Origin of the sequence: Mesorhizobium sp. M7A.F.Ca.US.011.01.1.1 (assembly GCF_003998295.1) — a bacterium.
GTDB lineage: Bacteria > Pseudomonadota > Alphaproteobacteria > Rhizobiales > Rhizobiaceae > Mesorhizobium.
Genome location: NZ_RZRT01000002.1, coordinates 455,223 through 469,750, shown reverse-complemented (window position 1 = coordinate 469,750; position 14,528 = coordinate 455,223). Strand labels below are relative to the sequence as shown.

The window sequence follows — 14,528 nt, the reverse complement described above, 5'->3', positions numbered from 1 at the left end:
TTCAGGTTGATGGTTCACCGGTGGGAAGGGACCGAGCCATGCCACGGCCTGTCCTCGAAAGGACGACCAGGATCCCCTCGGTCTCCTTCCCACTTCAGACATAGCATGGGAACAACACACAGGATCCTAGGGTCTGCGCGACGCTTCGCGCCGCTCCGCCCTAGGATGACGAAGAGACGTTAAGCCGCCTTCTTCTTCGCCAGCCTCGCCTTGATCGAAGCCACGTCGGCACGCGGCGTCGCGGCGAACAGCGTCCTGGTGTAGCTGTGCTTGGGGTCGGCGAAGACCTCGTCGCGCGAGCCGTATTCGACCGCTTCGCCGAAATACATCACCATCACATCGTCGGCGATGTAGCGCACCACGGACAGATCGTGGCTGATGAAGACATAGGTCAGCTGGAACTCGTCCTGCAGGTCGGCGAGCAGGTTGAGCACCTGCGCCTGCACCGACAGATCGAGCGCCGAGACCGGCTCGTCCAGCACCAGCAGGCTTGGATTGAGCATCAGCGCACGGGCAATGGCAATGCGCTGGCGCTGGCCGCCCGAGAACATGTGCGGGTAGCGATTGTAGTGCTCGTGACCGAGGCCGACCTTCTTCAGCATCTTCATCGCCAGGTCGCGCCGCTCGGCCGCCGGCTTGTCGGTGTTGATCAGCAGAGGCTCGCCCAGTACGTCGCCGATCTTCTGGCGCGGGTTGAGCGATCCATAGGGGTTCTGGAAGACGATCTGCACCTTGCGGCGCATTTCCTTCGTCAGGGGGTTCCTGGCGATGTCAACCTTGTTGCCGTCGATGAAAAGGTCGCCCGCCGTCGCCGGATCGATCAGCGTGATGATGCGGGCGAGCGTGGACTTGCCGCAGCCGCTTTCGCCGACGATGGCCAGCGTCTTGCCCTTTTCCACCTTGAAGGAGACGCCCTTGACCGCATGCACGGTGCGCGGCCCGGTGAACAGGCCGCCGCCGATGTGGTAGTCGCGGACGATGTTCTTGCCTTCGAGAACGGTCGTGCTCATGAGGCGGCTCCCGCGGCAGAGGGGGCCGGCTCGAACATCATGTCGGAAACGGTCGGCAGCCGGTCGCCGACGGCGTTCTCCGGCAGCGCCGACAACAGCGCACGCGTGTAATTGCTCTTCGGCGATTCAAACAGCGACAGCACGTCGGCCTCTTCCATCTTGCGGCCCTTGTACTGGACGATGACACGGTCGGCGGTCTCGGCCACCACGCCCATATTGTGGGTGATCATGATCAGGCCCATACCGTATTTGGCCTGCAGCGAAACCAGCAGATCGAGGATCTGCTTCTGGATGGTGACGTCGAGCGCCGTCGTCGGCTCGTCGGCGATCAGCAGCTTCGGATTGCAGGCGATGGCGATGGCGATCATGACGCGCTGGCATTGGCCGCCCGACATCTGGTGTGGAAACGAGCTAAGCCGTTCTTCCGGATCGGCGATGCCGACCAGCTTCATCAATTCGATGGCCCGCGCGCGCCGCTGAGCGCGATCCATACCCATATGGAAGCGCAGCACCTCCTCGATCTGGAAGCCGACGGTGAAGCACGGATTGAGGCTGGCGATCGGCTCCTGGAAGATCATCGAGATGTCCTTGCCGACGATCTTGCGGCGTTCGGACGGGCTGAGCTTCAGGAGATCGACGCCGTCGAAGGCCATGCGGTCTGCCTTGACGGTTGCGGTGTTGGGCAACAGGCCCATTACCGCGAGCATCGCCACAGACTTGCCGGAACCGGACTCGCCGACGATCGCCAGCACTTCGCGCGGCTCGATCGAGAGGTCGATGCCTTGCACGGCCATGAACGGTCCGGCCGCGGTGTCGAAGGAAACGGTGAGATTCTTGATCTCGAGCAGAGGCATACTCACGACCTCTTCAGCTTGGGGTCGAGCGCGTCGCGCAGGCCGTCGCCGATCAGGTTGATGGCGAAGACGGTGATCAGGATGGCGAGGCCGGGGAAGGTCACCACCCACCAGGCGCGCAGGATGAACTCGCGTGCTTCGGCCAGCATGGTGCCCCATTCCGGCGTCGGCGGCTGCGCGCCCATGCCGAGGAAGCCAAGGGCCGCCGCCTCGAGGATGGCGTTGGAGAAGGACAGCGTCGCCTGCACGATCAGCGGCGCGATGCAGTTGGGCAGGATAGTGACCAGCATCAGCCTGAGATGGCTGGCGCCGGCGACCTTGGCCGAAACGACATATTCGCGGGTCTTCTCGGCCATCACGGCGGCGCGGGTGAGCCGGGCGAAATGCGGCTGCAGCACGAAGGCGATGGCGATCATGGCGTTGACCAGGCCGGGGCCAAGCACCGCGACCAGCACCAGGGCCAATAGCAGCGACGGGAAGGCCAGGATGATGTCCATGATGCGCATGATCAGCGTGTCAACCCAGCCGCGGCAGTAGCCGGCGAGCAGGCCGAGAATGACGCCTGAGATCAGCGCTGACGTGACGACGACGAAGCCGATGGCGAGCGAGAAGCGCGAGCCGTAGATCAGCCGCGACAGCATATCGCGGCCGACAGCGTCGGTGCCGAGCAGGAACTGCGCGTTGCCGCCTTCCTGCCAGGCCGGCGGCGTCAGGAAGAAGTCGCGGAACTGATCGTCTGGCGAATGCGGCGCCAGCAGCGGCGCGAAGATGGCGATCAGGATCAGCAGCGCAAAGACAAAGAGCCCGATCACCGCGCCCTTGTTGACGGAGAAGTAATGCCAGAACTCGCCGAACATCTGCAGCCTTGCGTCCTGCTGCTTGACGACGGTGGCGGCTTCGATGGTGGCTGGGCCTTCGTTGCTCATGTCAGTTGGCCCGGATGCGTGGGTTGATGACGGCGTAGAGCACGTCGACGATGAGGTTGACCGACATGACGATCAGCGCGATCAAAAGCAACCCGCCCTGCACGGTGAAATAGTCGCGCTTGGAAATGGCGTCGATCATCCATTTGCCGATGCCGGGCCAGGAGAAGATGCTCTCGGTCAGGATGGCGCCGGTCAAGAGCGTGCCGACCTGCAGGCCGATGGTGGTGACGACCGGGATCAGCGCGTTGCGGAAGGCATGCAGGCCGATGACGCGGCGCGGCGCCAGGCCCTTGGCGCGCGCGGTGCGGACATAGTCCTCACCCAGCACTTCGAGCATCGCCGAGCGCGTCTGCCTGGCGATTACTGCGAGCGGGATAGTGCCGAGCACGATCGTGGGCAGGACGAGGTGCGACAGTGCCGAGCGGAATGCGCCCTTCTGCCCCGAGATCAGCGAATCGATGGTCATGAAGCCGGTCACCGGCTTGAAGAAATAGAGAAGGTCGATGCGGCCGGAAACCGGCGTCCAGTGCAGCGTGCCGGAGAACACGATGATCAGCAGCAGACCCCACCAGAAGATCGGCATGGAATAGCCCGCCAGCGCCGTGCCCATCGTCAGCTGATCGAACCAGGAGCCGCGGCGGATGGCGGCGAAGATGCCGGCGGCGACCCCCAGGATGACGGCAAAGATCATGGCGAAGATGGCGAGTTCGACCGTTGCCGGGAAGCGCACCAGGAAATCCCTGAGCACCGGCGTCTTGGTGGAAAACGAGGTGCCGAAATCACCGCCGAGGATGTTCGTCAGATAGGTCAAATATTGTTGCCATATCGGCAGGTCGAAACCGAACTGGTGCATCAGCGCCGAGTGACGTTCGGGCGACAGGCCGCGTTCGCCCGCAAGCACCAGCACCGGATCACCGGGCAGGATGCGCACGAAGCCAAAGGCGAGGATGGTTATCCCGATGAAGGTCGGGATGATGAGGGCGAGCTTGCCGAGGATATAACGCAGCATGGCGGGCGAGTGGGGGCGTCACCACATGGTGGCGCCCCCGTTTCGCAACCTTATTCGGCGATATCGACGCCGTCGAAGCGGTGGATACCGAGCGGATCCATCGCAAAGCCGGTGACGGTCTTCTGCATCGGCATGAACACCTTGGAGTGAGCGAGCGTCGCCCAGGGTGCCTGTTCCTTGAAGATGACCTGTGCCTGTTCATAGAGCTTGGTGCGCTCGGCCTGATCCGAAACGGTCTTGGCCTTGTTGATGAGCGCATCGAAGTCCTTGTTGCACCATTCCGCGCGGTTGTTCGAACCGACGGAAGCGCAGCTCAGGAGCACGCCGAGGAAGTTGTCCGGATCGCCATTGTCGCCGGTCCAGCCGACGATGACGGCGCCGTCGTGATCGACCGCGGAAGCGCGCTTAAGGTATTCACCCCAATCGTAGCTGACGATCTCGACGGTGACGCCGACCTTGGCGAAATCCGCCTGGATCAGTTCGGCGGTGCGGCGCGCATTCGGCATGTAGGGGCGCGACACAGGCATGGCCCAGACGTTCATCTTGAGGTCCTTGACGCCGGCTTCTTCAAGCAGCTTCTTGGCTGCATCCGGATCGTAAGGATCGTCCTTCACTTCCTTGTTGTAGGACCACATGGTCGGCGGGATCGGATTGATCGCCACCTGGCCGGCGCCCTGGAAGACGGCATCGATGATGGCCTTCTTGTTGATGGCCATGTTGAGCGCCTTGCGGACGCGCACGTCGTCGAACGGCTTCTGCTGGGTGTTGTACATCAGCGCGCCGACATTGAGGCCTTCCTGCTCCTCGACCTTCAGGTTCGCATCGGCCTGCAGACCGGCGATGTCGGCCGGTGCCGGGTACGACATGATGTTGCATTCGCCGGCCTTGAGCTTCTGCGCGCGCACCGCCGGATCGGTGGTGATGGCGAAGACCAGATCGTCGATCTTGTGCTTGCCGCCCCAATAGTCCGGGTTGGCCTTGTAGCGGATGGCGGCGTCGGTCTGGTAGTCGACGAAGATGAACGGGCCGGTGCCGATCGGCTTCTGGTTGAACAGCTCAGGCGTCTTGTCGGCCTGCAGCTTGTCGGCATATTCCTTGGAGACGACCGAGGCGAAATCCATGCCCAGCGTCGGAATGAAGGTGATCGCCGGCTCCTTGAGGGTGAACTTCACCGTCAGGTCATCGACCTTCTCGACCTTGGTAATGTTGTCGCCGAACTGGTCATTGTAATACTGGTAGGCAATGCCCGGAATGTACTGGAACCAGGGGCCGTTCTTGTCGACCTGGCGTTCGAACGAGAACACCACGTCGTCGGCGTTGAAGTCGCGCGTCGGGGTGAAATAGTCGGTTGCGGCGAACTTGACGCCCTTGCGCAGCTTGAAGACATATTCCTTGCCATCGTCGGAGATCGTCCAGCTCTCGGCCAGGCCCGGCGAGGTCGTCGTCTTGCCGTGATCGAATTCGACAAGGCGGTTGAAGACGGTGCGCGATGACGCGTCGAACGTCTGGCCTGCGGTATACGGCGCCGGATCGAAACCTTCCGGCGAAGCTTCCGCGCAGTAGACCAGAGTTTTCGCATTGGCCATGCCGCTCAGGACGCTTGCAGCCAGCAACGCGGCTGCAAAAGTCAGCTTCTTATTCATTGAGCACTCCCTGATGTTCTTCCAAGCCCCTCTATCAGGCTCGCGAAGCGCGCATATAAGCACCGTTTTTCCGGCTTTGGAACACCCCGTTTGCTTACCCCGCGGGAAGCAGGAAAAAAATCCGCTATTTTGCCAAATTGCAGAAAAAATTAGCAGTTTCTTCCATTCACGAGATTATTAACAACCGAATTTTTTTATTGATCGCCAAGCTGACGATATAAATGTTCCCGGCGCTTCCGAGCGGCCGAGGGATGCGCCAGGACACCGCCTGGGAGCGCTGGCGGCGGCAAAGACTTTCGACGGCAAATCTTTCGCCATGTTGCCGCAAGGGCAAGACTTGCACGGTCACCAACGGAGGCAATACATAGGGTGTAACGGCCGCAGCGGAGGGCGTCCTTGTCAATTCAGGGGCGAGCGCGGCGCGGATGAACAAGACTTGTCCAGGGAGGAACGGTTGGCAAAAGCATCAAGGACGACGGCGCCGGTGAAAGCGGGAGCCAAGGCGCCGTCGAAAGCAGCCGGTACTGCCAAGCCGAAAGCACCCGTTTCCAAAGCCGCCACGCCGAAGGCGGCCGCGGCGCCCGTAAGGGCAAGCACAAGGCCAGTGGTGAAAGCCCCGGCCAAGGCCGCGGCCGGAAAGACGGCGTCGGGAAATAAAGCGGGTGCGGCAAAGCCCGCTGCCAGGCCGGCGTCGAAAGCCGCCGCGGCGATGAAGACCCCACCGGCGGCAAAGCCGGCCGACGCCACCGCCAACCGATTGCCAAAAACGCTGACGGCGCTGGCCGCCGGCTTGCCGGAAAAGCCGTGGCTCAAGAGCTATCCGAAAAACGTGCAGGCCGAGATCGGTGCCCTGCCCTACAGCTCGATCGGCGATTTCCTCGTCGCCGCCTGCAAGCAGTTTTCCGCGCAGCCGGCCTTCACCTGCATGGACAGGTCCATCAGCTACACCGATGTCGAGCGGCTGTCGGCAGCCTTCGGCGCCTACCTGCAATCGAAAGGCCTGCAGAAAGGCGCGCGCGTCGCGCTGATGATGCCGAACGTGCTGCAATATCCGGTGGCGATGATGGCGATCTTGCGAGCGGGTTATGTGGTGGTGAACATCAATCCGCTCTACACGCCGCGCGAGCTCGAACACCAGTTGAAGGATTCCGGTGCGCAAGCCATCGTCATCCTGGAGAACTTCGCCAACACCTTGCAGGCGGTGATCGCCAGGACCACGGTCAAGCATGTGGTGGTCGCCGCGATGGGCGACCTGCTTGGCGGCCTGAAGGGCACGATCGTCAATTTCGTCGTGCGCCGTGTGAAGAAGATGGTGCCGGCATGGTCCTTGCCCGGCCATGTCAAGTTCAATGCCGCCATGAAGGCCGGCGCCGGCATGGGCTTCAAGCCGGCCAAGGTGGAAGCCGACGATGTCGCCTTCCTGCAATATACGGGCGGCACCACGGGCGTGTCGAAGGGCGCCACACTGCTGCACAGAAACGTGCTCGCCAACGTCGCGCAGAACGCGCAGTGGATGGAGGATGCCTACACGATCAAGCCGAAACCGGCGCACCCCAACTTCATCTGCGCGCTGCCGCTCTATCATATTTTCGCGCTGACCGTGAACGCGCTGATGGGCATGCAGCAAGGCGCCCGCAATGTGCTCATTCCCAACCCGCGCGACATTCCCGGCTTCGTCAAGGAATTGCAGAAATATCCGGTGCACATCTTTCCCGGCCTCAACACGCTTTTCAACGCGCTGCTCAACAATGAGGATTTCCGCAAGCTCGACTTCAAGCCGCTGGTGCTGACGCTGGGCGGCGGCATGGCGGTGCAGAAGGGCGTCGCCGAACGCTGGAAGACCCTGACCGGTTGTTCGGTCACCGAAGGCTACGGCCTCTCGGAAACCTCGCCGGTGGCCACCGCCAACAAGTTCACCGCCGGCGACTTCACCGGCACCATCGGCTTGCCGCTGCCCTCGACCGAGATCGCCATCCGCGACGACGACGGCAACAATTTGCCGCTCGGCGAGGTCGGCGAGGTCTGCATCCGAGGACCGCAAGTGATGGCGGGCTACTGGAACCGGCCCGATGAGACCGCCAAGGTGATGACCAAGGATGGCTACTTCAAATCCGGCGACATGGGCTTCATGGACGAACGCGGCTACACCAAGATCGTCGACCGCAAGAAGGACATGATCCTGGTCTCGGGCTTCAACGTCTACCCCAACGAGCTCGAGGAAGTCGTGGCGATGCATCCGGGCGTGCTCGAAGTGGCGGCGGTCGGCGTGCCGGACGAGCATTCGGGCGAAGTGCCGAAGCTGTTCATCGTCAAGAAAGATCCGGCGCTGACCGCCGAAGCAATCACCGCCTTTTGCCGTGAGAACCTGACCGGCTACAAGCGGCCCAAATACATCGAATTCCGCACCGAGCTGCCGAAGACGCCGGTCGGCAAGATCCTGCGGCGAGGGCTGCGCGAATGATTGCAGCCGGCGGCGCGGATGCCGTAAATGCACCTTGCCGTCCTGACCCGGCAGAATTCATCAGGACGAACATGCGCCTCGCCCCGGTGCCGTCGGTGCCTGAGATCCGCCTCTATACGCCGCATCCGGCCAGTGGCCTGCGGCGGCTTACCGATCCGCACCAAAGCATCGACGTCGATGAAGAGACGGACGATGATGGACCTGAGCCGCAGCCGCCCTATTGGGCCTATGTGTGGGCCGGCGGCGCGGTGCTCGCGCGCCACATACTGGACCATCCGCAAATGGTGGCCGGTCGCCGCGTGCTCGACCTTGGCGCCGGTTCCGGCCTTGTCGGCATTGCCGCCGCCATGGCCGGCGCGCGCGAAGTCATCGCCGCCGAGATAGACCGCAACGGCGTTGCCGCGATCGGCCTCAATACGGCGGCCAACGGCGTCGAGATCGCCATTGTCGACAAGGATATCACCGCGGGTCCGCCACCGGCGGTCGACCTCGTGCTTGCAGGAGACGTGTTCTACGGCCGCGAGGTCGCTCTACGCGTCATCCCGTTCCTCGACCGCTGCCTGGCAGCCGGCATCGACGTGCTGGTCGGCGATCCCCGTCGCAACGACCTGCCGCTGTCCCGGCTGCGATTGCTCGCCGAATATCAGGTGCCGGATTTCGGCGACGCGAAGGGTGCCGCGAGCAAGCCGAGCGGTGTTTTTTCGTTTGAGGCGGAAGAGCGCTGACGCTGAGATCAATCCCAGTCACTCGGAATGACCAGATTCGACCTCGTTTCGGACCTTTGTCAGGTGAGTACGACTGCCAGAAAGCTGCCATACAGAGCTGACGTTCGGCGGCGCAAAATTGGGGTATGATCCAAGGCGCACCAGTTGAGCGTCGTAGGGTGGCTCGGCGAGTCGCAAAACGGCGGGATGGCGCGTTGCTGCCAATGTCGATGTTGTGTTGTCTAACGCCCAGTTGTTCAGGTCACGGTCTCAAGCTTGGAGTGCCGCAGGTTGGCTCGCAAGAACTCGGTCGCCGTCACCGGCTTGCGGCCCAAGAGTTTCTCGAGATCCCCCGCCGTGCCGCCCCATTCTCCGGCGTTGATGCCTTGCACCCACACAAGCGCGAAGCGGGCGGCCTGCTCGGGCAGACCCGCCGCCGCTAAGTGGTCGATGTAATCCTGATCCGAGCCGGGAACAAACGGCACTGGCTTGCCGCTGATATCCGACAGGATCTGTGCGACATCCGCGAAGGATACGGCGGGATCGCCATACAGCGAGTAAGTTTTGTATTCATGGCCTTCTTCGCTCAGCACAATGGCATGCGCCTCTGCCAGGTCGTCACGGCTGGCATAGCCCGCCTTGCCCGCACCAGCCGGCACGTGAACCCCGGTCTCCAGGGCGTTTTCGCCGATGTAGAATGAGATGCTCTCGATAAAGGGCGGATGACGGACGAGCGTGTAGGCTAGGCCGGATGCCTTCAGTTTTTCCTCGACGAACAGATCCTGCTCGGTGATATCCGGCAAGGTGAAGGCGGATCCTGCTTCGTGGATGATCGGCATATAGACGATGTGCTTAACGCCCGCCTGCCGAGCTGCGCTAATGGCATTTTGGTGCTGGGTATTGCGATCGGTAAAGGCCGTGGCGGATACGAGCATTAGCTTATCAATGCCCTCGAACGCGCGCACCAGTCCGTCATACTCGAGATAGTCGCCCTGGCGGGTCTCAATCCTATCGGCCGCCAGATCGGCCGCCTTGGCGGGATCGCGGGCCAGGCCGACGAGATCGGTGGCGGGCAACCGCTTCAGGAGATGTTGGAGAGTCTTTCGGCCGATATTGCCGGTTGCGCCAGTTACGAGGATCTTGGCCATGGTGATTTCCTTTGGACTTTTTTGCACATCGACATTGTCGTCCGACCCAGCTAGGACAAAACATACCTGCAAACCAGTACCGACTATTTGGTAAGTGCCAAGATTCGGAGATCAAGTTGACCGAGACGAACTTCCGATGCGGCCTTGAAGCGGTTCTTGCCATCCTTGGCGGCAAGTGGAAGCCGCTTATCGTTTATCATCTGGCCAGCGGGCCCAAACGCACCGGTCAACTCCGCAGGCTCGTTACCAATGTGAGCGAAAAAATGCTGATTCAGCACCTGAAAGAACTGACGGATGATGGCGTTATTCGTCGCATTGACTTTCAGACGGTGCCGCCGCACGTCGAGTATGAACTAACCGACTTTGGTTACAGCCTGGCCGGAGTACTCGCGCCCTTGTGCGAATGGGGAACCCATCATACGCCCGAGGTAGCTCTGATCGTGCAAAATCGATCGCGCCGTTCCGCAGTTGCGTAGCGATCCCAAATCTGGCGACCAAGGTCCGCCTTTGAAGAAACAGACCGAGGAACTGCCTGTCTCCTTTCCACCCGATCTCAGCCGTTGGCGGAAAAGCCCAAGTTGATTTTGCGCCGGTGTTGGACTCAGATCGTCTCCTTGACCCGTGCCGAGAGAAAATCCGGCAGATCGGCAACCGACTCCAGGATAGCGTCGGCAATCCCGGCCAGCGATTCGCGGGTGCCGGTGCCGGAGAGCACGCCGACCGCCAGCCCGCAGCCGCCGGCACGCGCCATTTCGAGATCATGGCGGTTGTCTCCGACCATGGCGATTTCCGCCGGCTTCAGCCCGGTGAGATCGCTGAAGGCCAGGATGGTATCGGGCGCCGGTTTCGGATTGGCGACCGCGTCGTAGCCATAGGCCGCATCGAACAGCTGGGCGACGCCGAGCGTGACCAGCGTCTTTTCCGCGCCGCTGGTCGAATCGTTGGTGGCGACGCCAAGACGGTAGGACTTCCTGTGCAGTGCCGTCAGCGTGTCGACGATGCCCGGCAGCGCCACGGCCATCGCCGAGCCTTGCACCGAGGTGATCTCGTTGAAGCGGGCGACCGCCAGCATCTGGTCCTCGTTGGAGAGGCGCGGAAACCACAATTCGACGACGTCGAGATTGGTGCCGGAGGCAAATATCGAGTCAGGCTTAAAGCGCTTGTTGGCGAAATCGAAGCCGGCGGCGGCCAGCAGCCTGTCGGCTTTCCAGCGATCGCCTTCCGACGCATCCATGGCCATGAAATCGGCGACGCCGAGCCAGGTCGCGTTGAAGTCGACAAGCGTTCCATCCTTGTCGAACAATATTCCCTTGATGTCTGCCAAGCTTTTCACTCCGATCCACGCAAATGGTGGATGAATCCCACGAGGCCAGCGGTCGATGCATCCCGCTTGGCGGCACTTTCCTTGCCCTCCACGACAGGCAAAAGGCCGGTGGCCAGTTCCTTGCCGAGTTCGACGCCCCACTGGTCGAAGGAGTTGATGTTGAACAGCGTTCCCTCGACGAAGACGCGGTGCTCGTAGAGCGCGATCAGCCGGCCGAAGGTGCGCGGGTCGAGTTTGCGGTAGAGGATGGTGACCGAGGGCCGGTTGCCGGAGAAGACGCGATGCGGGGCGATTTTGTCGACCTCGGCCGGCTTCATGCCCTTGGCCAGCATCTGGGCGCGGGCCTCGTCCAGCGTGCGGCCCTTCATCAGCGCTTCCGACTGCGCCAGGCAGTTGGCGAGCAGCAGATCGTGCTGATGCTTGAGATCGGGCTCATGCCCCACGGCCGCGGCAAGGAATTCAACCGGGATGAAATCGGTGCCCTGGTGCAGCAGCTGGAAGAAGGCATGCTGGCCATTGGTGCCGGGCTCGCCCCAAACCAGCGGTCCGGTCGGCGTCGTCGCCGCCGTGCCTTCGAGGGTGACGCTCTTGCCGTTCGATTCCATGTCGAGCTGCTGCAGATAGGCCGGCAGCCTGGACAGGCGCTGGTCGTAAGGGATGACGGCGCGCGCCGGGTAGCCGCAGATGACGCGATGCCACCAGCCGACCAGCCCCAGCAGCGCCGGCAGGTTCTCCTGCACCGGTGCGGTACGGAAATGCTCGTCCATCTCATGCGCGCCATCGAGGAAGGCGCGAAAATTCCGCGGGCCGACAGCGATCATCACCGGCAGGCCGATGGCGCCCCAGAGCGAATAGCGGCCACCGACCCAATCCCAGAAGCCGAAGACGCGATCGGGCGCGATGCCGAACTTGGCCACAAGGTCGAGCGCGGTCGACACGGCGGCGAAGTGCTTGCCGACCGCTTCCTTGCCGAGCGCCTTCTGCACCCAGTCGCGCGCCGTCTGCGCATTGGTCATCGTCTCGACGGTGGTGAAGGTCTTGGAAGCGATGATGAAAAGCGTGGTCTCGGCGGACAGCCCCTTCAGCGTGTCGTGGATATGGGCGCCGTCGATGTTGGAAACGTAATGCGCGCGCGGCCCGTCATGATAGGGCGCCAGCGCCAGCGTCGCCATGGCCGGGCCGAGATCGGAACCGCCGATGCCTATGTTGACGATGTCGGTGATCTTCTTGCCGGTGGCGCCGGCCGCCTTGCCGGAGCGCACGGCATCGGCAAAGGCGCCCATGGCGTCGAGCACGGCGATGACGTCAGCCTTGACATCCTGGCCATCGACGGTGACGCCCTTGCCGGTCAGGTTGCGCAGCGCCGTGTGCAGCACGGCACGGTCCTCGGTGACGTTGATCTTCTTGCCGGCGAACATGGCGGCGCGACGACCTTCGAGATCGGCGGCCAGGGCGAGCTTTTCCAGCAGTTCCATGGCGGTCGCATCGACCGCGCATTTCGACCAGTCGAGCAGCAGATCGCCATCGGTGGCGGAGAATTCCACGAACCGCTTGGGATCGGCGGCGAAGGCCTGGCGCATGCTGGCGGGCGCTGCAGCGCGGTGATCGCGCAAGGCGGCGAGCTGTTTTTGAAAGGACGATTGATCCACTGCCAAACTCCGAGACCTCGAGCCATCATTACGGACCGGATGTTTCCGGCGCGTGTCGTCGCGACAATCTATCGGGCCGAACTCCACCCGTTTCAATGCGCAGCGATGACGCACGGAGTCACGCAGCTATGCCGCGGCGCAGCATCAAAATGGCGTGAAGGATCACTGGCATAAATCCCAACGATCAGAAAAATTGATTGGCGCAACCCCTTGTGCCACGGTTACGTTCGGCTGGTCCAGCCAAACGAAAAAGGCTGGCCATCGAGGAAATCTCCCATGCCACAGCGAAACGACACGGCGATATGGTCCGGCCTGTTCCGGATTTCGGCTGAATCCGGCCAAACCCTTCAGGCGCAGATCCGCCAGGCCATCGTAGCCGCCATTCTCGACCGCCAGATCGCCGCTTCGATGCCGCTTCCTTCCTGCCGGATCCTGGCTGAAAAACTCGGCGTGGCGCGCGGAACCGTGGTGCTGGCGTTCCAGCAGCTAGTCGACCAGGGTTTCCTGGTGGCGCGCGAGCGGCGTGGCCATTTCGTCAATCCCGATGTGCTGGCGACGCCGGCCAAGCCGCACCAGAAGGCGCCCGACCAGGCCAACGAGATCGACTGGAAGGCACGCCGCAAGATCTTCGCCAGCGACATGCCGCCGCCGGCCAAGCACGAGAACTGGATCAAGTCGTCCTACCCCTTCGTCTACGGCCAGTTCGATCCGGCGCTGTTCCCGACCGCCGAATGGCGCGAGTGCAACCGCATGGCGCTGGCGGTGTTGGAAATCCGCAACTGGGCGTCCGACATGGTCGACCGTGACGATCCGCTGCTGATCGAGCAAATCCAGGCGCGGCTCCTGCCCCGGCGCGGCATCTTCGCCAATCCCGACGAGATCATCGTCACGCTGGGCGCCCAGAACGCGCTCTACATGCTTGCGACGCTGCTGATGTCCAAAGGCTCCAAGGTGGCGATGGAGGACCCCGGCTACCCCGACGCCCGCTCGATCTTCCGCCTTGCGGGCGCGGAGATACAGCCGGTGCCGGTCGACCAGTCCGGCATCGTAACCGCTTCTATTCCCAATGATTCCGGCTTCGTCTTCGTCACGCCCAGCCATCATTGCCCGACCATGGTGCCGTTGTCGGCCGAGCGGCGGCAGGATCTTCTGGCGCGAGCCAACCGCTACAACCAGATCATCATCGAGGACGGCTATGACAGCCAGCTTCTCGACGAGGCACCGCAGCAGGCACTGAAGAGCCTCGATCGCTCCGGCCGCGTGGTCTATGTCGGCTCGATGTCCAAGACGCTGGCTCCGGGCCTGCGGCTCGGCTACATCGTGGCGTCCGCCGGACTGATCGCGGAACTCAGGGCGCTGCGTCGCTTCATGCTGCGTCATCCGCCGGCCAACAACCAGCGCGCCGTAGCGCTGTTCCTGTCGCTCGGCCACCACGAGGCGCTGGTGCGGCGGCTGTCTTCAGCCTTCGACGAGCGGCGCAAGCGGCTGGTCCATGCGATTTCCGCCTTCCTGCCGGAATGGCGCTCGACCGATTCGGCCGGCGGCACGTCGCTGTGGCTCGAAGGGCCGCGCGGCACTGATTCGCGTGGGCTGGCCGAGGCAGCCGCCTCGCGCAGCGTCATCATCGAGCCAGGCGACCGTTTCTTCGATCGCACTGAAAAGCCTTCGCGTTTCATGCGGCTGGGCATCTCGTCGATCGCACTGCAGCACATCGAGCCAGGCATCCGCGAACTGGCCACGGCCGCCGGACGCAGACCCGCAGCCGCCTGATCCATCGTTGATCTCTCGTGACCGGAGCCG

12 protein-coding genes are annotated in these 14,528 nt (G+C 62.7%); 4 read left to right on the top strand and 8 right to left on the bottom strand.

The window, feature by feature from the left end; translation table 11 throughout:
* Positions 1–179: 179 nt before the first annotated feature.
* The 5 genes from EOA13_RS04745 to EOA13_RS04725 all read right to left on the bottom strand — a co-directional run bounded on the left by EOA13_RS04745 (position 180) and on the right by EOA13_RS04725 (position 5,442).
* Entirely contained in the window at positions 180–1,010 is an 831-nt protein-coding gene (locus tag EOA13_RS04745) for a dipeptide ABC transporter ATP-binding protein (protein WP_127290091.1), read from the bottom strand.
* Positions 1,007–1,864: an ABC transporter ATP-binding protein gene (locus tag EOA13_RS04740; RefSeq protein WP_127290121.1), complete on the bottom strand. Its 858-nt coding sequence runs from the start codon at positions 1,862–1,864 to the stop codon at positions 1,007–1,009. Before EOA13_RS04740 ends, EOA13_RS04745 begins: the two co-directional genes overlap by 4 nt.
* 2 nt (positions 1,865–1,866) lie before the next feature.
* Entirely contained in the window at positions 1,867–2,721 is an 855-nt protein-coding gene (locus EOA13_RS04735) for an ABC transporter permease subunit (protein WP_224618710.1), read from the bottom strand.
* A 70-nt stretch (positions 2,722–2,791) separates the two neighbouring features.
* Complete coding sequence (locus tag EOA13_RS04730; RefSeq protein WP_127290087.1) at positions 2,792–3,799, bottom strand: ABC transporter permease subunit; 1,008 nt, start codon at positions 3,797–3,799, stop codon at positions 2,792–2,794.
* A gap of 50 nt (positions 3,800–3,849) precedes the next feature.
* Positions 3,850–5,442: an ABC transporter substrate-binding protein gene (locus tag EOA13_RS04725; RefSeq protein ID WP_127290085.1), complete on the bottom strand. Its 1,593-nt coding sequence runs from the start codon at positions 5,440–5,442 to the stop codon at positions 3,850–3,852.
* Positions 5,443–5,896: 454 nt separating this feature from the next.
* Here EOA13_RS04725 and EOA13_RS04720 point away from each other — a divergent pair, with 454 nt between their 5' ends.
* Positions 5,897–7,903 carry a long-chain fatty acid--CoA ligase gene (locus tag EOA13_RS04720; RefSeq protein WP_127290083.1) on the top strand — a complete coding sequence of 669 codons (2,007 nt, stop codon included), beginning with the start codon at positions 5,897–5,899 and terminating at the stop codon, positions 7,901–7,903.
* On the top strand, positions 7,900–8,628 hold the full coding sequence (locus EOA13_RS04715) for a methyltransferase (protein ID WP_127290081.1): 729 nt from the start codon (positions 7,900–7,902) through the stop codon (positions 8,626–8,628). Before EOA13_RS04720 ends, EOA13_RS04715 begins: the two co-directional genes overlap by 4 nt.
* Before the next feature lie 236 nt (positions 8,629–8,864).
* Here the strand turns inward: EOA13_RS04715 and EOA13_RS04710 are convergent, their stop codons facing one another.
* Complete coding sequence (locus EOA13_RS04710; RefSeq protein ID WP_127290079.1) at positions 8,865–9,755, bottom strand: SDR family oxidoreductase; 891 nt, start codon at positions 9,753–9,755, stop codon at positions 8,865–8,867.
* Positions 9,756–9,871: 116 nt separating this feature from the next.
* Between EOA13_RS04710 and EOA13_RS04705 the strand changes: the two genes are divergently transcribed.
* On the top strand, positions 9,872–10,231 hold the full coding sequence (locus EOA13_RS04705) for a helix-turn-helix domain-containing protein (RefSeq protein ID WP_127290077.1): 360 nt from the start codon (positions 9,872–9,874) through the stop codon (positions 10,229–10,231).
* A gap of 125 nt (positions 10,232–10,356) precedes the next feature.
* On the opposite strand, the gene EOA13_RS04700 is transcribed toward EOA13_RS04705, so the two are convergent.
* Both EOA13_RS04700 and pgi read right to left on the bottom strand, forming a co-directional pair.
* Positions 10,357–11,079, bottom strand: coding sequence for an HAD family hydrolase (locus EOA13_RS04700; RefSeq protein ID WP_127290075.1), 723 nt, complete (start codon positions 11,077–11,079; stop codon positions 10,357–10,359).
* Positions 11,080–11,084: 5 nt separating this feature from the next.
* The gene (gene pgi, locus EOA13_RS04695; RefSeq protein ID WP_127290073.1) at positions 11,085–12,728 is read right to left on the bottom strand and encodes a glucose-6-phosphate isomerase; all 1,644 of its coding nucleotides are present in this window, start codon (positions 12,726–12,728) and stop codon (positions 11,085–11,087) included.
* A gap of 276 nt (positions 12,729–13,004) precedes the next feature.
* Between pgi and EOA13_RS04690 the strand changes: the two genes are divergently transcribed.
* Complete coding sequence (locus EOA13_RS04690) at positions 13,005–14,498, top strand: PLP-dependent aminotransferase family protein (protein WP_023811490.1); 1,494 nt, start codon at positions 13,005–13,007, stop codon at positions 14,496–14,498.
* Positions 14,499–14,528 lie beyond the last annotated feature (30 nt).